Source organism: Mycobacterium szulgai (assembly GCF_002116635.1).
In the GTDB taxonomy this organism is placed as follows: Bacteria; Actinomycetota; Actinomycetes; order Mycobacteriales; family Mycobacteriaceae; genus Mycobacterium; species Mycobacterium szulgai.
On record NZ_LQPW01000048.1, the window covers coordinates 1 to 26,649 of the forward strand.

31 protein-coding genes are annotated in these 26,649 nt (G+C 65.7%); 13 read left to right on the forward strand and 18 right to left on the reverse strand.

Going from position 1 to position 26,649, the window contains the following annotated elements; all coding sequences use genetic code 11:
- From AWC27_RS09840 to AWC27_RS09850, 3 genes are all read right to left on the reverse strand, one after another.
- Positions 1-899: PE domain-containing protein (locus AWC27_RS09840; protein ID WP_139836877.1), on the reverse strand; the 899-nt coding region annotated here is incomplete at its 3' end.
- A gap of 158 nt (positions 900-1,057) precedes the next feature.
- The gene (locus AWC27_RS09845; RefSeq protein WP_085670314.1) at positions 1,058-1,744 is read right to left on the reverse strand and encodes a class I SAM-dependent methyltransferase; all 687 of its coding nucleotides are present in this window, start codon (positions 1,742-1,744) and stop codon (positions 1,058-1,060) included.
- A gap of 21 nt (positions 1,745-1,765) precedes the next feature.
- Complete coding sequence (locus tag AWC27_RS09850) at positions 1,766-3,238, reverse strand: glutamate-cysteine ligase family protein (RefSeq protein ID WP_085670315.1); 1,473 nt, start codon at positions 3,236-3,238, stop codon at positions 1,766-1,768.
- A gap of 86 nt (positions 3,239-3,324) precedes the next feature.
- On the opposite strand from AWC27_RS09850, the gene glpK reads away from it, so the two are divergent.
- The 3 genes from glpK to AWC27_RS09865 are packed head-to-tail and all read left to right on the forward strand — an operon-like array spanning position 3,325 to position 6,512.
- Positions 3,325-4,851 (forward strand): glycerol kinase GlpK, encoded by a 1,527-nt coding sequence (gene glpK / locus AWC27_RS09855; protein ID WP_085670316.1) that lies wholly within the window; start codon positions 3,325-3,327, stop codon positions 4,849-4,851.
- A 51-nt stretch (positions 4,852-4,902) separates the two neighbouring features.
- Positions 4,903-5,181 carry a hypothetical protein gene (locus tag AWC27_RS09860; RefSeq protein WP_139836878.1) on the forward strand — a complete coding sequence of 93 codons (279 nt, stop codon included), beginning with the start codon at positions 4,903-4,905 and terminating at the stop codon, positions 5,179-5,181.
- 41 nt (positions 5,182-5,222) lie between these two features.
- Positions 5,223-6,512, forward strand: coding sequence for a hypothetical protein (locus tag AWC27_RS09865; protein ID WP_139836879.1), 1,290 nt, complete (start codon positions 5,223-5,225; stop codon positions 6,510-6,512).
- A gap of 8 nt (positions 6,513-6,520) precedes the next feature.
- Here AWC27_RS09865 and AWC27_RS09870 read toward each other — a convergent pair whose 3' ends face one another.
- The 7 genes from AWC27_RS09870 to AWC27_RS09900 all read right to left on the reverse strand — a co-directional run bounded on the left by AWC27_RS09870 (position 6,521) and on the right by AWC27_RS09900 (position 10,863).
- Positions 6,521-6,784 carry a hypothetical protein gene (locus AWC27_RS09870; protein WP_245846959.1) on the reverse strand — a complete coding sequence of 88 codons (264 nt, stop codon included), beginning with the start codon at positions 6,782-6,784 and terminating at the stop codon, positions 6,521-6,523.
- 135 nt (positions 6,785-6,919) lie between these two features.
- Positions 6,920-7,318, reverse strand: coding sequence for a hypothetical protein (locus tag AWC27_RS09875; protein WP_085670320.1), 399 nt, complete (start codon positions 7,316-7,318; stop codon positions 6,920-6,922).
- Between the two features lie 165 nt (positions 7,319-7,483).
- Entirely contained in the window at positions 7,484-8,473 is a 990-nt protein-coding gene (locus AWC27_RS09880) for an aromatic/alkene monooxygenase hydroxylase subunit beta (RefSeq protein ID WP_085670321.1), read from the reverse strand.
- Positions 8,474-8,476: 3 nt separating this feature from the next.
- Positions 8,477-8,788, reverse strand: coding sequence for an MmoB/DmpM family protein (locus AWC27_RS09885; RefSeq protein ID WP_085670322.1), 312 nt, complete (start codon positions 8,786-8,788; stop codon positions 8,477-8,479).
- Positions 8,788-9,123: a Rieske 2Fe-2S domain-containing protein gene (locus AWC27_RS09890; protein ID WP_085670323.1), complete on the reverse strand. Its 336-nt coding sequence runs from the start codon at positions 9,121-9,123 to the stop codon at positions 8,788-8,790. Before AWC27_RS09890 ends, AWC27_RS09885 begins: the two co-directional genes overlap by 1 nt.
- Positions 9,116-9,361, reverse strand: coding sequence for a toluene-4-monooxygenase system B family protein (locus tag AWC27_RS09895; protein ID WP_085670391.1), 246 nt, complete (start codon positions 9,359-9,361; stop codon positions 9,116-9,118). Before AWC27_RS09895 ends, AWC27_RS09890 begins: the two co-directional genes overlap by 8 nt.
- 5 nt (positions 9,362-9,366) lie before the next feature.
- On the reverse strand, positions 9,367-10,863 hold the full coding sequence (locus AWC27_RS09900; RefSeq protein ID WP_085670324.1) for an aromatic/alkene/methane monooxygenase hydroxylase/oxygenase subunit alpha: 1,497 nt from the start codon (positions 10,861-10,863) through the stop codon (positions 9,367-9,369).
- Positions 10,864-11,158: 295 nt separating this feature from the next.
- Between AWC27_RS09900 and AWC27_RS09905 the strand changes: the two genes are divergently transcribed.
- Positions 11,159-11,698, forward strand: coding sequence for a MarR family winged helix-turn-helix transcriptional regulator (locus AWC27_RS09905; RefSeq protein ID WP_211281601.1), 540 nt, complete (start codon positions 11,159-11,161; stop codon positions 11,696-11,698).
- Here the strand turns inward: AWC27_RS09905 and AWC27_RS09910 are convergent.
- Positions 11,695-12,417 carry a PadR family transcriptional regulator gene (locus AWC27_RS09910; RefSeq protein ID WP_085670326.1) on the reverse strand — a complete coding sequence of 241 codons (723 nt, stop codon included), beginning with the start codon at positions 12,415-12,417 and terminating at the stop codon, positions 11,695-11,697. The two genes, AWC27_RS09905 and AWC27_RS09910, sit on opposite strands and share 4 nt — an antisense overlap.
- 161 nt (positions 12,418-12,578) lie before the next feature.
- Between AWC27_RS09910 and AWC27_RS09915 the strand changes: the two genes are divergently transcribed.
- Complete coding sequence (locus tag AWC27_RS09915) at positions 12,579-12,962, forward strand: hypothetical protein (protein WP_085670327.1); 384 nt, start codon at positions 12,579-12,581, stop codon at positions 12,960-12,962.
- A gap of 10 nt (positions 12,963-12,972) precedes the next feature.
- On the opposite strand, the gene AWC27_RS09920 is transcribed toward AWC27_RS09915, so the two are convergent.
- Entirely contained in the window at positions 12,973-13,860 is an 888-nt protein-coding gene (locus AWC27_RS09920; protein ID WP_085670328.1) for an RDD family protein, read from the reverse strand.
- A gap of 37 nt (positions 13,861-13,897) precedes the next feature.
- On the opposite strand from AWC27_RS09920, the gene AWC27_RS09925 reads away from it, so the two are divergent.
- Complete coding sequence (locus tag AWC27_RS09925) at positions 13,898-14,890, forward strand: stage II sporulation protein M (RefSeq protein WP_085670329.1); 993 nt, start codon at positions 13,898-13,900, stop codon at positions 14,888-14,890.
- A gap of 71 nt (positions 14,891-14,961) precedes the next feature.
- Here AWC27_RS09925 and AWC27_RS09930 read toward each other — a convergent pair whose 3' ends face one another.
- The 5 genes from AWC27_RS09930 to AWC27_RS09950 are packed head-to-tail and all read right to left on the reverse strand — an operon-like array spanning position 14,962 to position 20,249.
- Positions 14,962-16,284 carry a DUF58 domain-containing protein gene (locus AWC27_RS09930; RefSeq protein ID WP_085670330.1) on the reverse strand — a complete coding sequence of 441 codons (1,323 nt, stop codon included), beginning with the start codon at positions 16,282-16,284 and terminating at the stop codon, positions 14,962-14,964.
- Complete coding sequence (locus AWC27_RS09935; protein ID WP_085670331.1) at positions 16,285-17,256, reverse strand: AAA family ATPase; 972 nt, start codon at positions 17,254-17,256, stop codon at positions 16,285-16,287.
- Positions 17,253-18,428 carry a DUF4350 domain-containing protein gene (locus tag AWC27_RS09940; RefSeq protein WP_085670332.1) on the reverse strand — a complete coding sequence of 392 codons (1,176 nt, stop codon included), beginning with the start codon at positions 18,426-18,428 and terminating at the stop codon, positions 17,253-17,255. The genes AWC27_RS09935 and AWC27_RS09940 overlap by 4 nt, the downstream gene beginning before the upstream one ends.
- Entirely contained in the window at positions 18,410-19,060 is a 651-nt protein-coding gene (locus AWC27_RS09945; RefSeq protein ID WP_085670333.1) for a DUF4129 domain-containing protein, read from the reverse strand. The genes AWC27_RS09940 and AWC27_RS09945 overlap by 19 nt, the downstream gene beginning before the upstream one ends.
- A 22-nt stretch (positions 19,061-19,082) precedes the next feature.
- Positions 19,083-20,249, reverse strand: coding sequence for a DUF7847 domain-containing protein (locus AWC27_RS09950; RefSeq protein WP_085670334.1), 1,167 nt, complete (start codon positions 20,247-20,249; stop codon positions 19,083-19,085).
- Between the two features lie 89 nt (positions 20,250-20,338).
- Between AWC27_RS09950 and AWC27_RS09955 the strand changes: the two genes are divergently transcribed.
- The 7 genes from AWC27_RS09955 to AWC27_RS09985 all read left to right on the forward strand — a co-directional run bounded on the left by AWC27_RS09955 (position 20,339) and on the right by AWC27_RS09985 (position 25,619).
- The gene (locus AWC27_RS09955; protein WP_085670335.1) at positions 20,339-20,803 is read left to right on the forward strand and encodes a GatB/YqeY domain-containing protein; all 465 of its coding nucleotides are present in this window, start codon (positions 20,339-20,341) and stop codon (positions 20,801-20,803) included.
- 29 nt (positions 20,804-20,832) lie between these two features.
- Entirely contained in the window at positions 20,833-21,819 is a 987-nt protein-coding gene (locus AWC27_RS09960) for an LLM class F420-dependent oxidoreductase (RefSeq protein ID WP_085670336.1), read from the forward strand.
- A 132-nt stretch (positions 21,820-21,951) separates the two neighbouring features.
- On the forward strand, positions 21,952-22,893 hold the full coding sequence (locus tag AWC27_RS09965; protein WP_085670337.1) for an SRPBCC family protein: 942 nt from the start codon (positions 21,952-21,954) through the stop codon (positions 22,891-22,893).
- Positions 22,890-24,059, forward strand: coding sequence for a zinc-dependent alcohol dehydrogenase (locus AWC27_RS09970; RefSeq protein WP_085670338.1), 1,170 nt, complete (start codon positions 22,890-22,892; stop codon positions 24,057-24,059). Before AWC27_RS09965 ends, AWC27_RS09970 begins: the two co-directional genes overlap by 4 nt.
- 12 nt (positions 24,060-24,071) lie before the next feature.
- Positions 24,072-24,623 (forward strand): type 1 glutamine amidotransferase domain-containing protein, encoded by a 552-nt coding sequence (locus tag AWC27_RS09975; protein ID WP_085670339.1) that lies wholly within the window; start codon positions 24,072-24,074, stop codon positions 24,621-24,623.
- A 103-nt stretch (positions 24,624-24,726) separates the two neighbouring features.
- Positions 24,727-25,416, forward strand: coding sequence for a HemK2/MTQ2 family protein methyltransferase (locus AWC27_RS09980; RefSeq protein ID WP_085670340.1), 690 nt, complete (start codon positions 24,727-24,729; stop codon positions 25,414-25,416).
- A complete protein-coding gene (locus tag AWC27_RS09985; RefSeq protein ID WP_085670341.1) occupies positions 25,413-25,619 on the forward strand; it encodes a CDGSH iron-sulfur domain-containing protein in 207 nt (68 codons plus the stop codon). The genes AWC27_RS09980 and AWC27_RS09985 overlap by 4 nt, the downstream gene beginning before the upstream one ends.
- Here the strand turns inward: AWC27_RS09985 and AWC27_RS09990 are convergent.
- Positions 25,616-26,635: an iron-containing redox enzyme family protein gene (locus AWC27_RS09990; RefSeq protein WP_085670342.1), complete on the reverse strand. Its 1,020-nt coding sequence runs from the start codon at positions 26,633-26,635 to the stop codon at positions 25,616-25,618. The two genes, AWC27_RS09985 and AWC27_RS09990, sit on opposite strands and share 4 nt — an antisense overlap.
- Positions 26,636-26,649 lie beyond the last annotated feature (14 nt).

Genomic DNA, 26,649 nt, shown 5'->3' on the forward strand with positions numbered 1-26,649 from the left:
CCACCCGCCAGGGTGGAGGTGGTAACGCTGGCGTCGCCGCCGGCCCCGCCCGCGCCGCCGGCCCCGCCGTGGCCGTAGAGCGAGCCGCCGGCCCCGCCGGCGCCGCCATTGCCGCCAGTGCCTCCGTAGGAGCTATAGATGGTGTCCATGCTGTCGAAGCCGCTGGGCGCCCCGCCCAGGCCGCCTGTGCCGCCAGCGCCGCCCGTTCCCCAAAGCCCGGCGGCACCCCCGGCACCGCCGGAGCCGCCATTGATCCCGTTGAAGCCCACCAGCCCAGACGCGCCGGCCCCGCCGTTACCGCCGGCGCCGCCGTTGCCGCTCAGCCAGCCGCCGTGGCCGCCGGCCCCGCCGGCCCCACTCAGCCAGCCATTGCCGCCGGCCCCTCCGTTGCCGATCAATCCTGCGGCGCCGCCGGCACCACCCGGCTGGCTAATGACGCCGTTGGTGTAGCTGTAGCCGTTGCCACCATTGCCGTACAACAAGCCTGCAGCCCCGCCGTTGGGGTTGGCTGCGGTGCCGTTGGCCCCTTCACCGATCAGCGCGCGGCCCATGAACATCTGGCTGGGCGCGTTGACCGCGGCCAATAGTTGCTGCTCGACGGCCTGCAACGGCGAAGCGTTAGCCGCCTCGGCGATGGCGTACGCACCCGCACCCGCGTTGAGCGCGGCGACCAACCGGGTGTGAAACGCCGCCGTCTGCGCGGCGAATGCCTGATAGGCCTGACCGTGGGCGCCGAACAGCGCCACTACGGCCGCCGACACCTCATCGGCAGCTGCGGCCAGCATCCCGGTGGTTGGAAACGCCGCGGCGGCATTGGCGGAACTGATCGCCGAACCGATCCCTGCCAAATCCGCAGCCGTCGCTGTCAATAGGCCCGGATCTGCCACCACAAACGACATCGCGCGCCTCCACCCAACCGCAGAAAATTCCGTTTAGTACATCGGCATTATGCGGGTAATAAATCCCTACCGAAGCACTTTCAACCGGAACCGACGAACCGGTGAAAGCGTTATCGCCCTAACGATTTCGCGTCCGCGCCTTGGCCACGAATTTGGGTTCAGCCGACCTTATGAGCGGTCAACAAATAGGCCGGAAACTTCACCCGGCCCTTATCGTCGTGGTCGTGCGGTGGAAATTCGATCCCACCGCTAACCTCGGGCGGCATGACGATGGGATTGGCGTGAATGAAGGCCGGCCGGATCTCGTCTATTTCCCAGTACTTGCTTACCGCCGTGCGCAATTCGTCCTCGTCGACCTCATTCGGCTTGGCCTCCATTGCCGCCGGGAAAGCGCCCTTTGCGAAGACCAGCACGTAGAAGCTGGCGCCCGGGGCGGCCGCCCGGTGCACCGAGCTCAAATAGCCGTCGCGGCCCTCGACGGGCAGCGAATGGAACAGGGTGCTGTCGATAACGGTGGCAAAGCGGCCGTCATAACCGGAGAGCGCCGTGATGTCGGCCTGCTCAAAGGTGGCGTTGCTCAGGCCGCGCTCCTGGGCGGCCTGAGTGGCCGCCGCAATTGCCGTGGGGGTGATGTCGACGCCCACCACGGTGTAGCCGTCGGCAGCCAGGGCCAACGACAACTCGGCGTAGCCGCAGCCGGCGTCCAGCACGTCGCTGCGAACCTTTCCGGCCGCGACCAAGCCAGCCAGCTCGGGTTGCGGCTCTCCGATGTTCCAGGGGGGCGGGCCTTGGAAGACACCTTGCTGCTTGTATACCCCGTCCCAGTCCATAACCTCAGATGTCATGTGTCCCAACGTACCCGCGGCTTACCGGGGCCAGGTATGCACGGGTTCATTGGCGTGCATGTGCTCGCAGTAGCGGCGCAGCATGCCCGCCAGGGCGGCCGGCCGGCTCAGACCGCTCTCTTCCAGGGCCTGCACGGTGGACACCTGCCAGCTTGCGCCGTTGCGCCCGGCCTGGACGCGGCCCTCGATGACGCCCAGAAACCGATCGCGCACCTCGGTGTCGACGCCTCGTTGCCGCAATCCCTCGTGTGCCATCGGCAGCAAGATGCGCAACACCAGATCCTGGGTGGTCATCTCATCCAGACCCGGCCAATGCAGCCGGGCATCGATGCCGTACTTCGCTGCGGCCAGGAAATTGGCGCGCGCCGCGGCGAAATGCATCTTCGACCACAGCGGCTCTTCTGCGTGCGACAGGCTGTGCACCAGCCCGAAGTAGAAGGCGGAATTCGCCAGCATGTCGACAACGGTTGGCCCGGCCGGTAGCACGCGGTTCTCCAATCGCAGATGCGGGCGCCCGTCGACGACGTCGTATACCGGCCTGTTCCACCGGTACACCGTCCCGTTGTGCAGCCGCAATTCGGAGAGATGAGGGGTGCGTCCGGCCGCGAGCTCGGCGGCCGGATCCTCCTCGGACACCTCGGGCAGCAGCGATGGGAAATAGCGGACGTTCTCTTGAAACAGGTCGAGAACCGAGTCGATCCACCGTTCACCGAACCAGACCCTGGGGCGCACGCCCTGAGTCTTGAGTTCCTCGGGCCGGGTGTCGGTGGACTGGGTGAACAGTTCGATCCGGGTCTCCGCCCACAGCTGGTGGCCGAAGAAGTAGGGCGAGTTGGCGGCCAATGCCAGCTGCGGTCCGGCCAGCACTTGAGCGGCGTTCCAGTAGGCCGCAAAATCCGCCGGAGCCAGCTGCAGATGCAATTGCATACTGGTGCAGGCGGATTCGGGTGCAATGGACGCGGCCTGCCAACTCAGCGGCTCGGGGCCGGAGATGTTGATCGGGATGTCTTCACCGCGCGCGCTGAAGATCGATTCGTTGAGTGCGGTATAGCGCGTCGACTCGCTCATCCAGCCCTCGCTCAGATGCTTGGGCATCAGGGTGGGCAGAATTCCGATCATCACGATGTGCGATCCGCTGGCGCCGGCTTTGGTTTCGGCGTCGTTGAGGCTGGCGCGGACTTCCTTTTCCAGGTCCAAAGCGGTGTGGCCGGGCAGTGGTCGCGGCGGCACATTGAATTCGATGTTGTAGGCACCCAATTCGGTCTGATACGCCGGATCGCCGATTGCGTCCAGCACGTAGCGGTTCGACATGGCGGGCTGGTAGTCGGCGTCGACGAGGTTGCATTCGATCTCCATGCCGGTAAGCGGCTGATCGGAATCGAAACTGCATTGCGCCAGCATCGCCTCGAAGACGTCCAAGCACTGCCGCACCTTGCGCCGGTATTCCCGCCGATGTGCGCGGTTATACGTGGTGCGCTTGACCTCTTCGCCCACAAAGCCGATGGAACAGGTTTACCGTCGACTACGCAAGTTTGACCCGGGTAACCTGCAGTGTCCGATGTCACGGTTTAGGAGACCAAGTGGGCCAGTCGCCCGAATTCGTAGCAGCCATCGACCAGGGTACGACCAGCACGCGCTGCATGATCTTCGATCACGAAGGTGCCGAGGTGGCCCGCCATCAGCTCGAACACGAGCAGATCCTGCCCCAGGCCGGGTGGGTGGAGCACAATCCGGTCGAAATCTGGGAGCGCACCGCGTCGGTGTTGATGTCGGTACTCAACGCGAGCAACCTGTCAACGAAAGACATTGCGGCGCTGGGTATCACCAATCAGCGTGAGACGACGCTGGTGTGGAACAAGCGGACCGGCCGCCCGTACTACAACGCGATCGTCTGGCAGGACACCCGCACCGACCGCATCGCGTCGGCGCTGGACCGCGATGGCCGCGGCGAGGTGATCCGGCGCAAGGCGGGGTTGCCGCCGGCGACCTATTTCTCCGGCGGCAAGCTGCAGTGGATCCTGGAAAACGTCGATGGCGTGCGCGCGGCCGCAGAAAGCGGCGATGCGCTCTTCGGCACCACCGACACCTGGGTGTTGTGGAATTTGACCGGGGGTCCGCGCGGGGGCGTGCATGTCACCGATGTCACCAATGCCAGCCGGACCATGCTGATGGACCTGGAGACGCTGGACTGGGACGACGAGCTGTTGTCGTTCTTCGACATCCCCCGCCAGATGCTGCCCGCGATCGAGCCGTCGTCGCCGCTGCGGCCTTACGGGGTCACCTCGGACGCCGGGCCCGTCGGCGGCGAAGTGCCGATCACCGGGATGCTCGGTGACCAGCATGCGGCGATGGTCGGCCAGGTGTGTCTGGACGCCGGCGAAGCGAAGAACACCTACGGCACCGGCAACTTCTTGTTGCTGAACACCGGCGAGACGATCGTGCGCTCCGACAACGGTCTGCTGACCACCGTCTGCTATCAGTTCGGTGACGCCAAACCCGTTTACGCCCTTGAGGGTTCGATCGCGGTGACGGGTTCGGCGGTGCAGTGGCTGCGTGACCAGTTGGGCATCATCAGTGGCGCGGCCCAAAGCGAGTCACTGGCCCGGCAGGTCGACGACAACGGCGGGGTGTACTTCGTACCGGCGTTCTCGGGGCTGTTCGCCCCGTACTGGCGATCCGATGCACGCGGCGCGATCGTGGGGCTGTCCCGGTTCAATACCAACGCGCACGTGGCACGCGCGACGCTGGAGGCGATCTGCTACCAGAGCCGCGACGTGGTGGACGCGATGGAAGCCGACTCCGGCGTCCGGCTGGAGGTCTTGAAGGTCGACGGTGGCATCACCGGCAACGACCTGTGCATGCAGATCCAGGCCGACGTGCTGGGTGTGGACGTGGTGCGGCCGGTGGTCGCCGAGACCACCGCGCTGGGCGCGGCGTATGCCGCGGGCTTGGCGGTGGGTTTCTGGGCGGGCCCGTCCGACCTGCGGGCCAACTGGCAAGAGGACAAGCGCTGGACACCGACGTGGGACGACGAGCAGCGTGCCGCGGGTTATGCCGGCTGGCGCAAGGCCGTCCAGCGCACCCTGGATTGGGTCGACGTCTCATAGCAGATTCGCGGTGAAGTGTGGGCGTGGGTTCACGTCATTACACTGCCCGCGATGGACAACGAACTGCAGGTCAGCGGTGGTGGTCTAGGCGCAGAAGCCGTGCGGTGTGCAGCGTTGGCGGGTGAACTCGCTGGCAACGCCGCGCCGACCGGAGCGGGTTCGGCATGGCTGGCAAGCCAGGCGGCGGTCGGTGCTTCGCACGCGCTAGTAGCGGCGGCCGGGGATAGGTGCGTGGCGCGTATACAGGCGACGGCCGTGGCTTTGGACACAGCCGCTAGCGGCTATGCCGAGAACGAGGTTCGTTCGGCGGCCCTGTTGCGGGTCTGCTGATGTCGGGCGCGACGTTGCCATCGCTGTCGCAAGTTCAAGGTTTGAACGCCACGTATCTGGGTGAGGCGGCCGGGTATTGGACGCACACCGCGACGTTGTGGGAAAAGGCTTTCACCGGGGTCCATGGCGGCATGTCGAACCCTGGTGGCACGCCGTGGACGGGTCGGGCCGCCGGCGCCGCGCAAGAGCGCGCCTACGCCGACATGGTGGCGGTCCGCCGCGCGTCGGCTTGTCTACACGAGGCCGCCTCGATTGCCCGTCGGGGTGAAGAGCAGTTGAAGGCGTACCGAGGCGGTGTGCTTGAAGCAGTCGATGAGGCACGGGCTGACGGATTCGACGTGGGGGAGGACTACTCCGTCACCGATCGCTCGCGCGATCCGCAGCTTCGGGCGGCGCGTCGTGCCGCTGCGCAAGGACATGCGTCCTTCATTCGCCATCGGGTGGCGGCATTGGTGGCCGGCGATGAACAGCTGAGTCTGCGAATTGCCGCCGCTACCAAAGGGATTGACGATCTTATTTTTCAACCGGCGCCCACGATCCAGCTCGTCGACAACAGGTGGAAAGAAAAGCCGCCACAACCCATTCCGCCCGACCCGGAGCCGGGTCCGCTGCCGCCCGTTAATAGCGCTGACGACGTCCGGCGCGTTTTGGATCCGCTGCAAAACGGCGGACGGCGTGGACCTAACGGTGTGGGCAAGGAGCCAGAGGTTAAGGAGCTATGGGATACGGCAACTATCAAGCGCGCGTGGGACTACCTCACACGCAATGCCGTGGATGCGCCCGGCCCGCCGAGTTACAAGGGGAAAGTGCGAGTGCTACCCGATGGCACTCAGATTGGGATACGGCAAAGCAGCGACGGCTGGGGTGACACCCTCGACGTCTTGTACCCAGACGGAGTAAAGCAGAAGATCCACACCCCTTACTCTTGGCCGCTCATTAGTCCGCCACCACTGCTGCCGCCCGCCACGCACCCGCTCCCATTGCCACTGCCTCCAGCACAGGTGGGTCATCCACCCGCCGCACTTCCATCGACGCAAGTTCTCGACCCGATGACGCTGCCCTCCTGGTTACAGAATTCGTCACCGCCGGGGTTTCAGGTGGCACCCAGCGCTCCGCTTCCGATCGCACCGCTGGACGTCCCGGATGCTCCGGCACTGCCCGCGCCGCCTGGCCCGACTCCTATGCCGGGTGGATCGTTGCCGCTGCCTAACTTGGCTCACGATCTGGCTGAGGGCGGAAAAGTAGCTGGATCGGCGGCACTCGCCGGAGTTGCCCTTCTCGGCGCTCTGCTAGCCGGCGGACTAAATCCCAGCGGGCAAATCGCACGGTGACGAGTTACTTACGACTCCGGTTCGTCCGCGTGGTACAGCTTCAGGGCTAGCTCCTTACCTTTGTCGGTGGGGTTGAGCCAGCACATGGTTTGCCAGCCCCATGGGTCGTCGAAATGGTTAATGTAGGCGTCTTCGATCTTGGCCATGGCTTCGTCGAGTGGCAGATTCCAAGGCTCAAAGTAGGGATGTCGCCTAGTTCCTTCGATCGAACCTATGTCGAAAAGTCCCTCGTTGACCAGCTCGCGGATCATGTTCAACGCCAGTTGCTGCACCTCGTGCTCCGGTCGTCGCGGCCTGCAACGCGCGAGGTACGCCCCATGAACGTCGCTGAGGGAGCTCCAGTCCTGCAGTCCCTCGATTAGCAAGCCTTCCTTAACCCACTGTTGTAATGCCCTATCGTCCATCGCTCAGGCGTCCCCTGGTTCGTCCGCGTGGTACAGCTCCAGGGCTAGTTCCTTGCCTTTGTCGGTGAGGTTGAGCCAGCACATGGTTCGCCATCCCCGCCGGTCGTCGTAGTTCGCAACGTAGGCCTCTTCGATCTTGGCCATGGCTTCGTCGAGCGGCATATCCCATGGTTCGAAGTGATGATTTCGTCGACCCCCTGCGGGCACTCCCAGTTCAAACAGGCGCTCGCTAACCAGTTCTCGAATCATGTCCAGCGTCAGCTGCTGCACCTCTTGCGGCGGTCTCTTCGGGCTGGCCTCAGAAAGAAACTGTCCGTGGACCCAGCTCAAGTAGATCCAGTCTTGCAGCCCTTCGATGAGCAGGTTTTCTTTGATCAAATCGTGTTCGGTCTCGGCGTCCATCGCTCAGGCGTCCCCTGATTCGTCCGCGGGGGTACAGCGGTACGGCTAGTTACTTGTCTGAATGATATTCAGCGAGCACATCGTCACCCAGCGCGACCGTTCACCGCAATTCGGTGGTACCAGAGAACCGCGATCGCGTTCTTGCGCTCGCCGGGAGGTCGCCCTTCACTCCGCCCATTGCGCGGTGAACGCCGCGACCGAGCCGGTGACGCGGTCGCGAGCCGAGGCGGGATCGGTGAAGGCCGCGGCCAGGCCGCCGACCGCGCGGTCGGCCAGCGGACGCCACTTTGTCTGCCAGCCGTCGATGACCCCGCGGTTGCCGGGGTTAGCGGCCAGCGCATAGCGAGCCAGGGCGGCGCTGTAGGCCTGGCTGCGGGTGGTGTCGACGCGCGACTCCTGCAACAGGGCGGCGGTCAGGCCGTCCCCATTGGCGATGGCCAGATCGACGAACGCCTCTTTGAACAGTGCGTCGAGCGCCGGCTTGACGACGAGGTTCAGCGCGACAAACGCCTCGCCCCAGTCGTAGGCGAGCAGCAGGCGCTCCAGCGTTTCGCGGGCGGGCTGCCACACGTCGTCGGTCTCCCAGATCCGCCGCGTTGCTTCGGTATTGGCCAGGTGCGTGCCATGGGCAAGCGAAAGTGACTTGGCCCGGTAGGCGATCCACTGCAGCGCCCGTAGTTCGTCGGCGGCCTGGAAGAAAGCCGCGTTGGTGATGTAGGCGCTGGGCGCCAATTGGCCGACGTAGAGGCTGGTGATCTGCAGGACGTGGAACAGGTAGCGCGCGGGAACGTAGCTGCGGTTGAGCGTCTCGACCCACGTGGGGTCCAGCCCTGCATCGTGGTCCAGTGCCTCGTAATGGTCGACCACGCCCTCGGCATAGATCTCGCGGTCGTGTTGCAGCGCGATGTAGCGGCGGTAGTTCAGCGCGGCCGGATCGCGGAAACCCTCCCAGTCATCGGCTTGCAGGGGTGAGCCCTCGCGGTGCTTTAGGTACCACTTGTTGATCGCGCTGTCCGGGTCGAGATCGAACGGAGCGGGCTTGCGGTTGAAGTGGTAGTGGAATTGGCCGGTGACGGCCTCATACTCGGTCGGTTTGCGGCGGGTATCGCCGGCGATGCTCCAGGTCTTGAGCCGTCGAGGCGTTGCGGTGGTCACGTGTCAGTCCTTCCGGTCCAGGTACCAGTGCAGTTCGTCGTCGCCGACATAGCGCATCCGCCCGGCAAACGCCACCAGCGCCGGCTCCAGTGAGGCGAGTGGAAATGTCTGTCCCGCAGCCGATTCCAGGCTGGTACGGGTGACCCGTAAGAATCGCGGGGCGTGGATGCGCACATAGCCGGCGTGGTCTTCGATGACGAGCACGACGTCGGGGTTGTCGGTGCGGATGGCGTCGGTGAGCGCCGCGACGATGTCGGGATCGAAGCCCCGTACCACGGGACCGACGAGCTTGGCCTGTTCGGCGGTTGCGGTCACTACTGGCTCCCTTCTTCGGTGAGCGATACGGCGATCTGGTCGCCGTCGCGTCGCACCGGGTGACTGTGCAGCCGGCAGCCGGCGGGATTGACGCCGCCGCCGGTGGTCAGATCGAATTCCCAGCTGTGCGCCGCGCACGTCAGCACGCCGTCCTCGACGTCGCCGTCGGCCAGCGGGAAACCCGCGTGTGGGCACAGGCCGTCATATGCGCGGATCTCGCCGTTGCGCAGATGCGCGAGCAGGATGGACCGATCGCCGACATAGAACTCGCCGACCTCGCCTTCCCACAGATCATCGATGGTGGCCACCGGAATCCACGTCTCGGTGCTAGTCATAGAACGCCTCGACATGGTCCAGCGGCCCCACCCCGGCCGCAGCGATACCCGCTTGCGGGTCGAGCACTTTCCCGTTGTGGCGCAACCGTATTGGCGCGTCGCGTTTGGCGACGCGGTGTCCGACGACATGGTGTGCAATCGCCGCCCCCACGGTCTCGACGGTGTCGGCGTCGTCAACGGGGATCAGCAGTTCGAGTATGTCGCCCTCGAATAAGGCGGTCAGTGGAAGCAGCGCCATGATCCTCAGCCCTTCGATCCGTTCTGCGCCCACGCATATCCGTCGGCGTCCTGTCCCTGCTCCTCGGCCGATAACCCGAAGTACTGCAGCACCGTCCCCAGATCCGGCGGGCTGATCTCTCCGGAGAGCACCCGGTCGATCAGCGACTGGTGGCCGGCGAACCGGTCCGGCCGCTGGGCGAAGATCCACCGGCACGGCTCCGAGCAGAACAAGTACTTGCGGCCGTTGTGCACATGCGTCAGCGGCGCGGGATCGGTGTGCGCGCCGACGATTACACCCGCGGCGCGAACCACCGGCAGCTGGCACAGATTGCAGGTGATCGGCAGCGTTTCGGGCAGGGTGGCGGCGATGTCGCCGTTGCGGACGTTCTCGGTGATGACGTCCCAGTGCTTGCCGAAGTCCCGGTTCCAGCCAGGGTATTTCTCCTCCAGCCACAGCCGCTCGGCCTGCGACACGCCGGCGTCGGGATTCCACCACACAGTAGGCCGGTAGTACCACACCCCGAGGTGGATGGCGTGGTGATACCAGGTCAACTCGTTGATGAATTCGTCCCAGTACCAAGGAAACTCGAGGCCGTAGTCGCGGAACTGGTCGGCGAACTGCTTGACCACCCAGTCCTCGATGAATTCCTTGAAGCTCATTCGCCGGCTCTCCAGCGGTGTGTAGTAGTCCATCGACAGACCGGTCAGCAGCGCGAAGATGCGCCACGACCGCCAGAACATGTGGTCGATGAGGAACTGGCCCCACTGTGCTTCGCCGTTGTCGATCAGCACCTTGATCGTCGGTTCACCCTGCTGGGCATGGCGTGCCTCGTCGGTCTGAATCGAGCTGATCAGTGCGCCGAATTCCAGGTCGCCCACGTCGATGGCGTCGGCGGCCATGCCGAGGAACTGCAGGTTGGTGAAGCCGGTCTCCAAGGTGAAGGTCAACTGCAACGCGATCGACAAAGCGTCGTTGGCCACGAACATGTCGTCGAACAGATAGCGCACCGCTAGCACGATCCAGTTGTTCGTGTGGAATGCCTTGAGGGCCCAGTCGCCGCGGGGCTCCTTGTCGAGCAGTCCGTACGGGAAGAACGTTTGGATCTGACCGTGGCGGACCTCGTCGAGAGTGCCGAATGTCGCGGTGTTGCGCCAGGCCGCGGAACGGCCGAACCGCCCCATCCGGGCTTCACCGATGGACGCCAGGTACTCGGGCATCGAGATGGCGCCGTAGTGCGCGACGATCACCGATTTCCAGCCGGGATCGAGTTGCTCGAACAACTTGGAGCGCCCGATGGCGTTCTTCAACGAGTACGTCGTGGTGTCCTTGGTGACCTGGTTGTGGACGTACTCGCGGTAGCCGATCTTGTACGGCTCGTCCCATTTGAGCCACCCTTCAGCGGAGACGCGGTGCGTGCCCGACAGCTCCTCAGGAAACACTTCGTCCTCTGTGACGTAGCGGAAGGTCCAGTTGGTATCACGGGCGAGGTCGTACCAGTCACTGCGAGCGAGTTTGGGCATCAGTCGTCCTTGCGTTGTCCTTGGTCCGTCATTGGCTGCCATCTCAGCCCTGATGAGCTGCGTGGATGACGTGAGCGGTCTTCATGATGACGCAAACCCCCGAGGACTCCTAAGTATTGCGCTCAGCCTGATTCACACCCATGGGCGCGGGGTACGCCGGGGTTACGATCCGATGCGGACGCCACGGACAGCAAACGATTGGAGAAGGTGCGCTCTGAAGCCCGACGAAGCACGTCACCGTAGTCTTGACTCGAAGATCGTCGCGGCACTAGACCGGGCGGGAGAGGCCTTGAACGTGCTGGCGCGGCGCGTTGCCGAGGCCCATGACCTATCGACGACCCAGATGCGGGTGCTGATCTGGCTCTTGGTCGGGCCACCGCCCGCCGCGCGCAGCACCGCACTGGCCCGCGAACTAAACGTCGCCGATCCCACCGTCAGCGACGCCGTCGCCGCTTTGATCCGCAAGGGCCTGGTGGTGCGCCGCCGGGATCCACGCGACGGGCGCCGCCACGACCTGGTGCTGACCCAAGCCGGCCGCAAGTCCGCGGCGACACTGTCGCGCTGGACGGCGCCCGCGGAGATCGCGACCTCGAAGCTCGACCGGGTAGAAGCCGAGCAGCTGCTCGACAGCCTCCTGCTGGTGATCGCGAAACTGCATGACGCCCAACTACTTCCGGTCGTGCGCGCCTGCACCACCTGTGCGCAACTGGAGACCGGCGACGCCGGGCCACGAAGCTATCGCTGCAAGTTCTACGACACGCCGATGTCGGTCTCTGACCTACGAGTCGACTGTGCCGAACACGTCATGGCGGCGGATTCGGTGCTCAGTCCTTAGTCCTCGCCGAGGATGCCGTAGATCTCCCGGCGGGCATTGTTGAGGATGTCGACGATGCGCTGCCGCTGCTCGGAGTTGGCGGTGTGTGCCGACTGCGCGACCGCGCCGAAGAGTTGGCGGGCGGCGGTGCGCAGGTTGATGTGGCCCGGGTCGACGCCCTCGGCGATCTCGTCCCACGGCGGGGTTTCGATCTTCTCGGCTGCCGCTCGACCCTCGTCGGTCAGCTGGAATAGCTTCTTGCTGCCGTCGCTTTCGCCGGCGGTGATCAGGCCTTCGTCGTCGAGGAGCTGCAGCGTCGGGTACACCGAGCCGGGGCTGGGCTTCCAGATTCCGTTGCTGCGGTCGGCGATCTGCTGGATCATCTCGTAGCCGTGCATCGGCTTCTCGCTGAGCAGCACCAGGATGGCCGCGCGCACGTCGCCGCGGCGGCCGCGTCCGCCGCCCCGGCGCCAGCCGCCACGCGGGCCGCCGGGGCCGAACCCGAAGCCGGGGCCCCATCCAGGGCCACCGCCAGGCCCGAAGCCCGGGCCGAATCCGAAGGGTGCGTCCTGGTCGGCCGCGTGGTCGCGGAGGTGCTCGAAGAATTCCCGTCGTGCGTGGCGCTTGGCACCGTGCAGGGCGCGCATCTGCGCTGGTCCCGGCGCGAAGCCGAAACCAGGCAAGCCGAAGCCCGGCCGGCCCCGGCCGCCGAAAGGTCCATTGGGAGGGGTGAAGTTCATGTCTGTTCCTAAGTCTGTTGAGGAGCCGCCTATTGAGCAGCTCTGGCATATCACTTTGTATCACGATATATCGAAAACTAACGAGATGCAACGCGCCGGACTACGCCCCCGGCCAAATTTCTCCTGTTTGCGTCCACCTCTGGCCGGGTAGCACCTGAGCAATGAACGGAAATCGTCGGACCATCGAGACCGGCCCCGGCAGCGCGAGCCAACGGAGATACGGCGCACCTGGCGGCGGCAGCAAGACGCGCATCTGGGTCAACTGGGTGATGGCGCTGCTGACGGTGCCAGGGGCGGCGATCGTGATGCTCTTCGCGCTGGGCGCCGTGATGAGTACCGATTCGTGCACGCAGAGCCGATGCCCCAACCTGGGCGGCGGAATCAACTTCGACGTCTTGTTCTACGGCCCGCCCGTGATCGCCTTAATAGTTATCGCCGCGTCGGTCTTCACCGCGCGGCGCCGGGCCGGAATTGTGGTCCCGCTGGTCGGCTGGGCGCTCTTGGTCGCCGACGTCGCCATCCTGGTGCTCACGGTCGCGCAATAGCCATCGCCAGCTAGCTCGGCGGTGAAAACCCTCCGGCCTCCGGCGGCGGCGTGCTGGCTTGAGGCTGCTGCGGCCAGGGAGCCGGCTGCTGCGGGGGCGGCCAGTAGCCCGGCCCCGGCGGCATTCCCGGCGGCGGTCCGGGCGTGATACCCGGACCCATCGGGCGCAGCCGCGCCAACTCGCGCCGGTGTCGTTCGGCCAGCACCGCGGCAAGGATCAGTTGCGGCGGAACGCCCGGCGGTGGCGGCGGAGCGATGCGCGACAGCACGTCGCCGGCGATCCGGTAGGCCATCTGCTCGCGCAACGCAGGGTCGAGTTGTGTTGCGCGGGAGAGAAATTGGCGCGCAACCTCGGCCTGGCCCGCCGTCAGCCCGGACAGCTGTAGCGACGACGCCCACCACGCGAGCGCCGGCGGCATCACCGGCGGCGGGCCCAACCGGGGACCGCGTTCGCTGACGACGACCGTGCCGGCGAACAGATCACCGACGCGCTTGCCCTTCGGCGACAGCAGGCTACAGATCACCGCCGGGCTCCCCAGCATCATCCAGATCTCGATCACCGAGGCCAGCGCCCGAAATAGCGCCTGGCGGAAGCGTTCCGGGCCACCGTCGTCGGACACCACGCGCAGTCCCATCACCATTTTGCCGATGGAGCGTCCCCGTGTTGCCGTCTCGATCGCGAGCGGGTAGCCGACCATCGCCAGCACCGTGAAGATGATCAGAAACGCAACGGTCAACGCTTCGTCCAACTGCCCCAGGGAGGTCGCCCAGAGCATCAGTCCCAGGAAGTAGCCGACGAATATGACGACGATGTCGATGATCGCGCTCACCGCTCGCACCGGTAACTGGGCGATCTGGACATCCAGCACCACCGCGTCCCCGGTCACCACCTCCGACATACCTGGGAACGGTACAGGCTTGGGTAGGCTGCGCAGGGTGGACGTCGATGCGTTCTTGCTGACCCACCGCGGCACCTGGGACCGGCTCGATCAGCTGATCAAGAAGCGCCGCTCGCTCAGCGGCGCCGAAGTCGACGAACTCGTCGAGCTCTACCAACGGGTGTCCACGCATCTGTCGATGCTGCGCTCGGTGTCCTCGGATTCGCTGTTGATCGGCCGGCTGTCGAGCCTGGTAGCGCGCGCCCGCTCGGCGGTCACCGGTGCACACGCCCCGCTGAGCAGTACGTTCGTTCGTTTCTGGACGGTCTCCTTCCCGGTGGTCGCCTACCGGTCCTGGCGATGGTGGTTGGCTACGGCGCTGGCGTTCTTCGCGGTCACCGTGCTGATCGGCGGCTGGGTGGCCAACAGCCCCGAAGTGCAGTCCCTCGTCGGAACCCCAACGGACATAGACGAACTGGTCAACCACGACGTGCAGTCGTATTACAGCGCGCATCCGGCCGCGGCGTTCGCCCTGCAGGTCTGGGTGAACAACTCCTGGGTAGCCGCCAAATGCATTGGAATGGCCGTGCTGCTGGGCTTGCCAATTCCGTTCGTGCTCTTCGAAAACGCAGCCAATGTGGGTGTGATCGGCGGCCTGATGTTCCAGGCCGGCAAGGGCGGCTTGCTCCTGGGCCTGCTGCTGCCGCACGGGCTGCTGGAGCTGACGGCGGTGTTCCTGGCCGGCGCGGTCGGGATGCGGCTGGGGTGGTCGGTGATATCGCCGGGTGACCGCCCGCGCGGACAGGTCCTTGCCGAGCAGGGCCGGGGCGTGGTTTCGGTCGCCGTCGGGTTGGTAGCGGTGTTGCTGGTGTCGGGGTTGATCGAGGCGATCGTGACGCCGTCGCCGTTGCCGACCTTCGTCCGGATCAGCATCGGTGTCCTCGCGGAAGCGGCGTTTCTGGCCTACGTCGTGTACTTCGGCCGTCGCGCCGTGAAAGCCGGAGAGACCGGTGATATCGAGGACGCACCGGACGTGGTGCCCACCGGTTAGCCGCGACTGTGAACCACACGACGCGACACGCCGCACGGCGTCGTGGAGTTCACATTCGGCGAACCGGAAAGTTAAAGCCGGCCAGTCGCTTTCATCGCCAGATAGCGGTCGGCGAGTGCGGGTGCAATCTCGGTAGGCGGCGCATCAACCACGTCGACCCCACTCATGCGCAGGCGCGTGGCAATAGCGCGGCGGTCATTGCGTGACCGTTCGGCGGCCGCCGCGTCGTAAACCGCGGCCGCATCGGAACGCCCAGCCGCCAGCTGGTCCACCCGCGGATCGGCCACCGCGGCGACCAACACATGGTGTTTGGCCGACAACTGTGGCAGCACCGGCAGCAGGCCCTCGTCGAGCGCGGTCGCGTTCAGATCGGTCAGCAAAACCACCAGCGACCGCCGCCGCGTCCGCCGCAGTATGTTGGCAACCATTGCACGCCAATCGGATTCGACCAGGGCCGGTTGCAGTGGAGCCATGGCGCCGACCAGCTGGGCCAGCAGCTCGGTTCGCGACGCGCCGAACACGGCGGCCCGGTTCACCCGGTCGTGGGCCAGAAAGTCGACGTGATCGCCGGCCCGCGACGCCAGCGCGGCCAACAGCAGCGCGGCATCCATGAACCAGTCCAGCCGGGGCCAGCCCGCGGGATCGGCGGCCGTCGGATCGATACCGACCCTTCCCGCGGCCATCCGGCCGGTGTCCAGCACGATCACCACGCGGCGGTCGCGCTCGGGGCGCCACGTACGCACCATCACATCAGAGCGACGAGCCGTTGCCCGCCAGTCGATCGAGCGGACGTCGTCGCCGACGACATACTCGCGCAGCGAGTCGAATTCGGTGCCCTGGCCGCGGATCAGCGTGGGCAACAACCCGTCGATCTCGCGCAGTCTGGCCAGTCGCGACGGGAGATGCTTGCGCGAAAGAAACGGCGGCAGTACCCGGACCTGACCGGGCACGGCGACGGACTTCTGCCGTCCCGCCAACCCCAGCGGACCCAGCGACCGGGCCGTCACCGCGGCCGCGCGCTGGTCACCGCGGCGAACCGGCTGTAGCGCGGTGACCACAAGCTGATGTTGCCCGGCGGCGATCCGCACCGGATGGGTGCGCGGTTGCGCGCGTGCACTCGGCGGCCAGGCGTCGCGGACCCGGCCGCGCAACCGGCGGCGCCCGTCGTTGTGAATGATCAGGGACGCATCTACCGGCTGCCCCAGCCGGGCCGAACCATCTGGGGAACGGGTAAACCGCAACCGGCGCGGACTGGCTGCCAGCACGACGTCGACGACCACGGCCAAAACCAGCCCAGCGAGCAGCAACCCGAAAGTACTTGCCGGCCAGGGGGATAGCGCGATCGGCAGGACGCAGATCAGCGCCAGCAGGCCGGTACGTCCGGTGAGGATCATCTAGCGGGGCACCGGAACCGACGCCAATATTCCGTCCAGCACCCCGTCGGGTGTGGCACCTTCGAGTTCGGCCTCCGGACGCAGCATCACCCGGTGCCGCAACGTCGGGCGGGCCATCGCCTTCACGTCGTCGGGGGTGACGTAGTTGCGCCCGGACAACCATGCCCACGAGCGGGCGGTGCCCAGCAACGCGGTTGCCCCGCGCGGTGACACGCCGAGCTGCAGCGCGGGGGAGGAGCGGGTGGCCCCGACAACGTCGACGATGTAGCCCAGCACCTCATCGGCGACCAGCACCTGACTCACCGCCTCGCGACCGGCCGCCAGGTCAGCAGGTCCGGCCACCGGCTTGATCGCCGACAGATCGCGCGGATCGAAGCCGTGCGCGTGGCGGCTCAGGATGGCGATCTCGGCGTCACGTGCCGGCAGCGTCACATTCAGCTTGAGTAGGAAGCGGTCGAGTTGGGCCTCCGGCAGTTGATAAGTGCCTTCGTATTCGATCGGGTTCTGGGTCGCGGCGACGATGAACGGGTCGGGCAGCGGCTTGGGTTCACCGTCGACGCTGACCTGCCGCTCCTCCATCGCCTCGAGCAGCGCGGCCTGCGTTTTGGGTGGGGTTCGGTTGATTTCATCGGCCAGCAGCAGATTGGTGAACACCGGACCCGGCCGGAACGTGAACGCTGCGGTGCGGGTGTCGTAGACCAGCGATCCGGTGACATCGCCGGGCATCAGGTCAGGGGTGAATTGCACCCGCTTGAACTCCAGCTGCAACGCGGCCGACATGGCCCGGATCATCAGCGTCTTCGCTACTCCCGGAACACCTTCCAAGAGGACGTGGCCGCGGCACAGCAGCGCGATCACCAGCCCGCTGACGACGCCCTCCTGCCCGACGACGGCCTTGGCGATCTCGGTGCGTAACGCCAGCAATGCCGCACGGGCCGAGTCGGCTTGGGGACTATCAGGGGACTGTGTCACGAGTGGGTGACCTGCCTTTCGATGTCGTCGAGCGCACGGGCAAGTTGTAGCAGGTCGTTGTCGGTCGCCGGGGGCGGGCCGAACAGGTGGTAGCGGACGAACTCCGGGTCGGCCCCGTCCCCCGCAAGCGGGTGGTGCCCCCAGCGCTGGGCCACGGTCATGACCACCGCCGGCGGCGCGGCGTTCGCGCCGATGCCGAGCCGCGGCACCAGCCGCTGCAATGTGGCAGTGCGCAGTGCTTGCGCCGCGCGATCGCGGGCCCGGCGGGACCGGTAGAGCCGGCCGCGGCCCTCGACGGTTTCCGACGCGCGGACCACGACGGGCAGTTCCTCAGCCACCAGGGGGCCGATCCGCCGGCCTTTCCAGAGCGCTACCAGGATCACCACCAGCCACAGCTGCCAGACGATCCAGGTTACGTTCGCCGGAATCAGGTCGTAAATGGAAGAGGGAGAAGACTTTTCACCCTCAATGCGGTCGGGCGCGTACCAGACCAGCCGGGGCTGGGCGCCGGCGAGGTTCATCGCCAGCGCGGCGTTGCCCTCCTGCAACAGTCCGTCGTTGGTCATGAAGTCGCTGCTGCCGACCACGGTGATGGTTCGGCCGTCGTCGCGAAAGCGGACCAGTGCGCCCTCGTAACAGCTGATCAAATCGAGCTCGCCTTTGGCCCGATAGGTGTCGGTGGGCCCGAATTTCACTTTTCCGGCCCGGGTGGCCTCGCGCAGCTGGCAATCCGGCTGGCTGTCGAACGGCCCGGCCTTTCCGATGCGCAGACCCGGCGTCAGCGCGTTGCGGGTCCGGGATGTGGGTTCTACGAGAAACAGGTCACCGGGAACCTTCGCCAGCCGGTCCAGCAGCGCGTTGTCGGTCAGATACTGAGTCTGGGCCACCAATAACTGCGAGCCGGACCGCGCCGCGCCCTCGACATCGGCGATGGTGTGTGCGACCACCACCTCGACACCGCCCTCGCGCAGCAATGTCACCAGCGCGTGGGCTCCCGCGGAGCTGGTTGATTCGGGATCCATGGTGCCGCCGGGCCGCGGTGCCGTCAGATAGGTGGTGATCGAGGCCACGATTGTGATGGCGGCAAGCGCGAGCAGAATCGCGCGCCACGGCCGGCGCTGGCGCGGCGGGGCAGGGGCTAATCCGGTGGAAGTCATCGGACCTGCGCCCATGATTCGAGCGCGGCGGGTTCGCCCACCGTTGCGGGTCCGGTGGCACGTGAGCGGATGTGGTCGTCGAGGTCGGCGATCATCCGGTAGGCCTCCGGGGTTCCGGGCCGCTCGCCGTAGGTGACGTCGTTGAATGCCGTTGCCGCGCGGGCCAATTCGCCTCTCAGGTGCGGCAGCGCCTCGCCCGCGTCGGTGGCCAGCTCATTGGCGGTGCGGCCGGGAACCGGGGTTAGCACCCCGGTCTCCTCCAGCTGACGAGCGACAGCGCGCAGTCGGTGCCGAATCGCCGCGGCCCAATTCCCCTCGGCGGCATAGCTTTCCGCTGTCGCTCGATGCTGGGCAGCGGTGAGCTGGCCGGCCCCGAAAAGCTCGTAATCACCCCCGCGGTTGGTGCGCATGGTGCGGCGGGCGATATACACGGCGACGGCCACTACGATCGCCGTCACCGTGAGCACCGCGGCGATGGTCAGCCACCCTCCGTCTACCGAGGCGGCCTTCTCCAGCAGTCGATACAGCAGCTCGTTGAACCAGTCGATGATCTCTTTGGTCAACGAGTCTTTCGGGTAGATCGGTTTGTTGAGTTCCCGCTGCGCGGCCTCGTGCGCGGCATCGCGGTCGATGTCGATGGAGGGCACCGTCAATCAGTCCTCAGGTCGCTTAGAAAGGCCGCGTGAGCCACAGGTTGTCGGTGGACTCGACGGCGGCTGGCCCGCTCAGGGCACCGGTCTGCAGGACCAGGTCGAAAGCCTCGGCACGCATGCGCCGATCGGTGTACAGCAAGACCACAACTCCGGCGGTAAACGGAGCGGTGATGATCTGGCTGATCGCCCCGCCGATCGACGACAGCGTGGTACCGACGAGCAGCATGGTGGTCGACCCGGCGACACCCACCAGTATCTGGCCGACGAAGCTGAACGGGGCCGAAATCGCGCCCCCGACCAGCCCCACCACCAGCCCGGTCAGCACGCGGATGCCGAACACCCGCCAGAAGCCGCCCCGCACCAGCGCGAACGACCGGATGATCGCCTCGGTCACCGGCAGCCGCTCCAGGACGATCAGCACCGGGGCAAACAACAGCGAGGTGTACAGATAGGCCAGTAACAACCCCACCAGCAGTAGCAGCGGAAAACCGAGAAGCACTGCCGCAGCGCCGTTGGCCACGGCGGCTACGCCGACCAAGATCACGATCACCAGCCCGATCAGCGCCACCACGCCCACACCTTCGAGCAGCGCCAGACCGAGCAAAGCCAACAGCCGTCCGCGCACCTTGGCCCATGCCTCGCTGATGGTGATCGGCGATCCGAAGACGGCCCGCCCGACGATCACGGTGAGCATTCCGCTCAGCAGCATGCCGCCCAGCCAGCTGAGCAACAGACCACCACCGATCGACGCCGCCCACGCGCCGATCACGCCGCCGTTGAGCTCCTGGGGATCGGCCGTCGAGAATTTGCCGTACGCGGCCAACGGGCCCAGCGTGGCGGCCAGCGTGACCAGTTGAATGATCACCACCACGATGGCGGTCAAGCCCAGCGTCGCCTTCGGGTTGGCGCGAACATAGCCGACGGCGCCGTTGAAGATGTCGCTCAAGGTCAGCGGGCGAAGGGGGATGATCCCGGGTTTGGCGGCGCCCGGGGCAAGCGGGGGTCCGTAACCGGGCGGGGCGCCGTAACCGGGCGGCGGAACGTAAGGTCCGTACCCAGGTGGCGGGCCGTAAGGGCCATAACCCGGTGGTGTGCCGTACCCCAACGGCGGGTAACCGACCGGGGGATACCCAGCCGGCCCGGGCGGTGGCTCTACCGGATAACCAGGCGGCAGCGTGCTCACCAGGTGTGGCGGCTGTCGTCATTCGTCATGGCGTCCATCCTGTCGGCGGTTGGGCAATTTCACAACGTAAGGCGCGTAGGGTCCGTGCAATGGCGGAACTCAAATCCCGGCTCCGGTCGGACCTGACCGAGGCGATGAAGGCGCAGGACAAATTGCGCACTGCGACGTTACGCATGCTGCTGGCCGCGATCCAGACCGAGGAGGTATCCGGAAAGCAGGCCAAGGAACTCACCGACGAAGAGGTGCTCAAGGTACTGGCCAGGGAATCGCGCAAACGCGCCGAGGCCGCCGAGATCTACACCCAGAATGGCCGCGGCGAACTTGCTGCCACCGAGCACGCCGAGGCGCGGATCATCGACGAGTATCTGCCGACACCGCTCACCGATGCCGAGGTCGCCGACGTCGTGGACACCGCCATCGCCCAGGTGGCCGAGCAAATCGGGGAGCGCCCCGGCATGAAACAGATGGGACAGGTCATGAGGGCGGCCACCGTGATCGCCGAGGGCAAGGCGGACGGGGCGCGGTTGTCCGCCGCGGTCAAAGACCGGCTTTAACCTCGCCGTACCTGGGTACCCGGGTTGGTATGACCCGGTTCGGCTACACCCTGATGACGGAGCAGAGCGGTCCGAAAGACCTTGTGCGTGACGCACTTTCGGCCGAAGAGCACGGCTTTGACTTCGAGGTCTGCAGCGATCATTTCTCGCCCTGGCTGAGTTCGCAGGGGCACGCCCCGAACGCGTGGGCGGTGTTGGGTGCGGTGGCGCATGCGACCGAAAAGGTGGACCTCTACACCTACGTGACCTGCCCGACGATGCGCTATCACCCTGCCATCGTCGCGCAGCAGGCGGCGACCGTGCAGATCCTGGCCGACGGGCGGTTCACCCTCGGTCTGGGCAGCGGCGAGAACCTCAACGAGCATGTGGTCTGCAAAGCTTGGCCGGTCATCGAACGCAGGCAGGACATGCTGCGCGAAGCCATCAAGATCATCCGGGAACTGTTCGGTGGCCGGCTGGTGAGCTGGCGCGGCGACTATTTCCAGGTGGATTCGGCGCGGCTGTGGGACATCCCGGAGATTCCAGTCGGCATCGCGGTAGCGATGAGCGGGAGCAATGGGATCGAAAAGTTCGGCAAACTCGCCGATCACCTGGTCGCCGTGCAGCCCGATGGCGAGTTGGTCGACGGGTGGCATGCGGCGCGGCAAGCCTCCGGCATGGCCGGCGGGGGACGGGTCGTCGGGCAGATACCGGTGTGCTGGGATCCCGACCGCGACACTGCGATCGAGCGGGCGCACGATCAGTTCCGCTGGTTCGGCGGCGGCTGGGCGGTCAATGCGGACTTGCCGACGCCGGCGGGCTTTGCCGGCGCCACGCAGTTCGTGCGTCCCGAAGACGTCGCGGAAAGCATCCCCTGCGGACCGGACCTGGACGCGATCGTGGAAGCCGTACGGCCTTACTGGGAAAGCGGATTCACCGATATCGCCCTAGTCCAAATCGGCGGTCAGGCCCAGGATCTGTTCCTTAAGGAGGCGGCCGAACCCTTGCTGCAAGCATTGCGTTCGGCGGCTAACTGACACGTTTGGCTGGCCGTCGCACGGGTATTGAACCGATTAACGCGGTGGGTCGGACCCGCTGGTAATCGGCTACCAAAGCAGGCCGCCGGAATTGCCGCCCGCGTATATCCGGCGGTGTAAAGGAGTTTGGCTATGAACGAGGCTGCAGAAAGCAGAACCGGGACTCTGGTGAAAGGACTCGGGGTTGCCAGCCTGGGCCTGGGCCTGACCGAAGTGCTGGCTCCGGCAAAAGTCGCGGCGTTGTCGGGCGTTGACCAGACGCGCCGGTCGCGCGCAGTCATCCGGGCATTGGGTGTGCGCGAGTGTGGCCACGCGGCAGCGTTATTGCTCGGCTCGGAGAAGTTGGTGTGGACCAGAGTCGCCGGTGACGTGCTGGATATCGCAGTGCTGGCCGCAGGCGTAGCCCGGCGCCGGCCCGGGCAGCGTAGGCGCGGCATCATCTCCGCGATCGCGCTGACCGGGATTGGTGCGGCCGATCTATACGCTGCGCTGCGCACCACGGGCAACCAGGCAAAGGCGCGCCATGCGAACAACCGGCGGCATCAAGCGCTGCGGGCGGCGATCACCGTACAGCGTTCGCCCGAGGACGTTTACAGCTTCTGGCGCAATGTAGAGAACCTGCCCAGCTTCATGTACCACCTCAAGTCGGTGACCGCCGATGGCGACGGCCGGTCCCACTGGGTGGCGAACGCGCCGGTGGGGCAGCCCGTGCAATGGGACGCCCAGATCACCGAAGACCAGCCGGGTAAGCGGATCGCGTGGCAATCGCTGCCCGGCTCAGGAATTGAGAACGGCGGATCGGTCGACTTCGCCCCCGACAATTCCGGCAAGGGCACCGAGGTTCGGGTCACGATCGGCTACCAGTTGCCCGGCGGTGCGCTGGGCAAAGTGGCGTCCACGCTGCTGGGTGAGTCGCCCGAGCAACAAGTCAACGACGACCTGCGGCGGTTCAAGCAGATTCTGGAAACGGGCCAGGTGCTGCGGTCCGACGGATCGCCGGAAGGCACCACCTCATTAAGCCAGATGCACCAGCAGACAGCGCAACCCGCAAACCCGAAGGGAGTGAGCGCATGAAGGCCACCGTGTGGGCGGGACGCAACAGCGTTGAGGTGCAAACGGTTCCAGACCCAACCATCCTCAACGATCGCGACGCAATCGTCCGCATCACCTCGACGGCGATCTGTGGTTCGGATCTGCATCTCTACGACGGCTACATCCCCACCGTGAAGCACGGCGATGTCCTCGGCCACGAGTTCATGGGCGAAGTCGTCGAAGTCGGCAGGGGGGTAGGCAATTTGGCGGTCGGTGACCGGGTCGTGGTGCCGTTCCCGATCGCCTGTGGCGCCTGCTCAGCCTGTGAACGACAGCTATATTCGCTGTGCGAGAACTCCAATCCCAACGCCGGCATGGCCGAGAAACTCATGGGCCATTCCCCGGCGGGGTTGTTCGGCTATTCGCACATGCTCGGCGGTTTCGCTGGGGGACAGGCCGAATACGCGCGCGTCCCGTTCGCCGACGTAGGTCCGCTCAAGATCGAAGACGACCTGACCGACGATCAGGCACTGTTCTTGTCCGACATCCTGCCGACCGGCTACATGGGCGCCGAGATGTGTGACATCAAATCCGGTGACATCGTGGCGGTATGGGGAGCCGGGCCGGTGGGCCTGTTCGCGATAATGAGCGCCTACCTGCTCGGGGCAGCCAAAGTCATTGCCATCGACCAGGTTCCGTATCGGCTGGAGTTGGCCCGAAACATCGGCGCGACGACGATCAATTTCGCCGACACGTCGGTGCTCGGCGAGCTGCGGGATATGACGGCCGGGCGCGGGCCGGATCACTGTATCGACGCGGTGGGTATGGAGGCCCGCAACGGCACCACGGTGGTCGATGCCTACGACCGGGTCAAACAAGCCGTGCGATTGGAAACCGAACGGCCCCATGCACTTCGGGAAGCCTTGATGAGCTGCCGCAACGGCGGCACTGTTTCCATCGTCGGAGTCTACGGCGGCATGATGGACAAATTTCCGATCGGCGCGCTGATGAACCGCTCCCTGACCATCAAAGCCGGCCAGTGCCACGTGCAGCGTTACATGCGTCCCCTGCTGGACCGGATCCGCAAGGGCGAGATCGACCCGACGGTGATCATCAGCCACCACTTGCAGCTCGACCAGGCGCCGCACGGATACGAGATCTTCAAACACAAGCAGGACAGCTGCACTAAAGTCGTTCTCAATCCGTAGAGGAGCACAACGATGAGTGAATTGCAAGGCAGAAAGATTGCAATCCTGGCTGCCGACGGTGTGGAGAAGGTCGAACTGGAGCAGCCGCGCGAGGCGCTGAGCCGCGCGGGCGCCCAAGTCGAGGTGCTGTCCCTGGAAGCGGGCGAAATCCAGGCGCGCAATCACGATCTCGAGCCGGCCGGGACATTTGCCGTCGATCGCAAGGTATCTGAGGCCACGGTCGACGAGTTCGACGGTCTGCTGCTCCCGGGGGGCACCGTGAACCCGGACAAGTTGCGTAAAGACAAGTCAGCGGTGTCGTTCGTACGTGATTTCGTCGACTCCAACAAGCCGGTTGCCGCGATCTGTCACGGCCCGTGGACGCTGGTGGAGGCCGGTGTGGTTGCCGGGCGAAAGATGACCTGCTATCCAAGCATTCGCACCGACCTGCGCAACGCGGGTGCCCACGTGCTGGACGAGGAAGTCGTGGTCGACGGCAATCTGATCACCAGCCGTTCGCCGGCCGATCTTCCGGCCTTCTGTCAGGAGATCATCCATCAATACGCTCGTACCACTAGTGGCTAGCAGCGACATCATTCACACGCTGGATTCGGTTTCAACCCATCGGTTTGCGGGCATTAGACAGGCCAAGCCGTGACCGCCACGGCGGAATGGCGAAAGGCCCGCGTTGACTTCGACGTATCCAATCACGGACGCCACCTGGTCGCGGGACCAGCAAGACAAGGTGTATTTGCCGCAAGAGGATTCACGCCTGCTCGTTGACACGATGGAACGCACCGCCGTCATCACCGGCAGGCGAGTGCTCGACCTGTGCACGGGAAGCGGCTTCGTCGCGATCGCGGCCGCCGAACTCGGGTGCGCCAGTGTCACCGCGTTCGACATCTGTCCGCACGCGGTGCGGAGCTCCCGCAGCAACGCTGCCGTCGCCGGTGTCGATGTCGATGTCCGTCGGGGATCTTGGATTGCCGCACTGAATTGCGCCCCGTTCGACGTGGTGGTGTCCAACCCGCCTTACGTGCCCACGCCGCCCGACGAACATCTCGAAACACCAGGCCCCTCGTGGGCCTGGAACGCCGGGACGGACGGGCGGATGATCCTGGATCCGCTGTGTGAGTCGGCATCGAAACTGTTGCGGGACAACGGAACCATGCTGTTGGTCCAGTCCGCGTTCGCCGGTGTGCAGCGGTCGCTGGACGCCCTGCGGGGCGGTGGCATGGACGCCGAGGTGATTGCGACCCAGTGGATACCCTTTGGCCCGGTGCTGTCAGCGCGCGCAGAATGGCTGGAAGAAACCGGCCGACTGGCTCGCGGCTGTCGCGAGGAGGAACTTGTGGTGATACGCGCGGACAAACCATGACCACTACCCGGGTTCAGGTGGTTCCCAACGGCCCGATCCTGGTTTCCGGACCGGTGCAAATCGAGATGCCCGACGGCAAAGTCATTGAGTCCGACCGGTTCATGGTCGCAATCTGCACCTGCCGTCGCAGCAAAGAATACCCGCTGTGCGACACCAGCCATCGCCGTTGCCGGCCGACCTCGAACAAGTCCCGAAAAGGCTAAAGCGCGGACTCCCGTAACGACGAACGCCCCGCCTGCCACGACCGAATCATGTGGTCTCCCAGGCGGTTTTCCACGACGGCGTGGGCGCGCATACCGAACACCACGTCGGGTTCGAGCTGTGGTTCTCGGGCCACCAGATCGCCCACCACGTTGCGGCGCACCACTTGTTCGTGCACCGCGTCGGCCTCGACGTGCTCGCTGTAGAACGTGACGCAGTCCTGTGGTGCGTTCAGCCGGCGCAGGGCATCGACCATGCGCCGTGATCCAGGGGGCGAGGTGATTTCGGTGGCCGCGAAGTGTCCGATTGCGGCGCCGCGCAAATTACGGTGCAGGCCGAACATCGACATGATGTTCACCACTGCCAGCGATTCGGCGGGCACGATGTCCAGATACGCCAGATAGTTCGAATCCAGGCCTGCGGCGTCCAGCAGATTGGCGAAAAGCTGCTGGTGTATCCGGGAACCGTGGCCGGCGCCGTATTCGTCGAACTCAACCGCGACGAACGCGGCTTTTGCGCCCCCGATCAGGCGTGGAATCGCCCACGCATGCGGATCGCCCTCCTTGAGGTGATACAGCGATCGGTGCACCAGGTATTCGCGCATCTGTTCCCACGTGCCGGTATCGCGCAAGTGGTAGGACGGGCCGGTCCCATCGGCGGGCTCGATTGAGAGCGTTGCCATTTCGGCTTCCGCCGTATGGTGGGCTTCGACGGGTCCGACATCGCGGTGTACGGCGGCCAGGAAGGCCCGCTCGAGTTCGGCGCGCAACTGCAGCAGCGCGGGATTCCACTCCCAGGTCGGATCCACCCCGGAAAACCCGCGATAGTGCAGCTCGTAGCACATGTATAGGGCCAGCTGCAGATCAAGGCCATAGGGATCGACGTCGCGTACCGGAGCGGCGATGCGGGCGAACTGGTCATGCGGGGCGGGCCCGTTCAGCGCGTGGCGGACGGCGATCGACAGCGGCCCGTATCCCTCCGGCAGGGCAGGCTCTATTGAGATCGATGCGCGAGTCACGTCCGTGTGTACCC

Bases quoted from the DNA above. Each gene is read 5' to 3' on its own strand.
- AWC27_RS09845 (WP_085670314.1), bottom strand. From the start codon at position 1,744: ATGACATCTGAGGTTATGGACTGGGACGGGGTATACAAGCAGCAAGGT.
- AWC27_RS09860 (WP_139836878.1), top strand. From the start codon at position 4,903: ATGGACAACGAACTGCAGGTCAGCGGTGGTGGTCTAGGCGCAGAAGCC.
- AWC27_RS09875 (WP_085670320.1), bottom strand. From the start codon at position 7,318: ATGGACGCCGAGACCGAACACGATTTGATCAAAGAAAACCTGCTCATC.
- AWC27_RS09890 (WP_085670323.1), bottom strand. From the start codon at position 9,123: ATGACTAGCACCGAGACGTGGATTCCGGTGGCCACCATCGATGATCTG.
- AWC27_RS09895 (WP_085670391.1), bottom strand. From the start codon at position 9,361: ATGGCGCTGCTTCCACTGACCGCCTTATTCGAGGGCGACATACTCGAA.
- AWC27_RS09900 (WP_085670324.1), bottom strand. From the start codon at position 10,863: ATGCCCAAACTCGCTCGCAGTGACTGGTACGACCTCGCCCGTGATACC.
- AWC27_RS09910 (WP_085670326.1), bottom strand. From the start codon at position 12,417: ATGAACTTCACCCCTCCCAATGGACCTTTCGGCGGCCGGGGCCGGCCG.
- AWC27_RS09915 (WP_085670327.1), top strand. From the start codon at position 12,579: ATGAACGGAAATCGTCGGACCATCGAGACCGGCCCCGGCAGCGCGAGC.
- AWC27_RS09920 (WP_085670328.1), bottom strand. From the start codon at position 13,860: ATGTCGGAGGTGGTGACCGGGGACGCGGTGGTGCTGGATGTCCAGATC.
- AWC27_RS09930 (WP_085670330.1), bottom strand. From the start codon at position 16,284: ATGATCCTCACCGGACGTACCGGCCTGCTGGCGCTGATCTGCGTCCTG.
- AWC27_RS09940 (WP_085670332.1), bottom strand. From the start codon at position 18,428: ATGGGCGCAGGTCCGATGACTTCCACCGGATTAGCCCCTGCCCCGCCG.
- AWC27_RS09955 (WP_085670335.1), top strand. From the start codon at position 20,339: ATGGCGGAACTCAAATCCCGGCTCCGGTCGGACCTGACCGAGGCGATG.
- AWC27_RS09960 (WP_085670336.1), top strand. From the start codon at position 20,833: ATGACCCGGTTCGGCTACACCCTGATGACGGAGCAGAGCGGTCCGAAA.
- AWC27_RS09965 (WP_085670337.1), top strand. From the start codon at position 21,952: ATGAACGAGGCTGCAGAAAGCAGAACCGGGACTCTGGTGAAAGGACTC.
- AWC27_RS09970 (WP_085670338.1), top strand. From the start codon at position 22,890: ATGAAGGCCACCGTGTGGGCGGGACGCAACAGCGTTGAGGTGCAAACG.
- AWC27_RS09975 (WP_085670339.1), top strand. From the start codon at position 24,072: ATGAGTGAATTGCAAGGCAGAAAGATTGCAATCCTGGCTGCCGACGGT.
- AWC27_RS09985 (WP_085670341.1), top strand. From the start codon at position 25,413: ATGACCACTACCCGGGTTCAGGTGGTTCCCAACGGCCCGATCCTGGTT.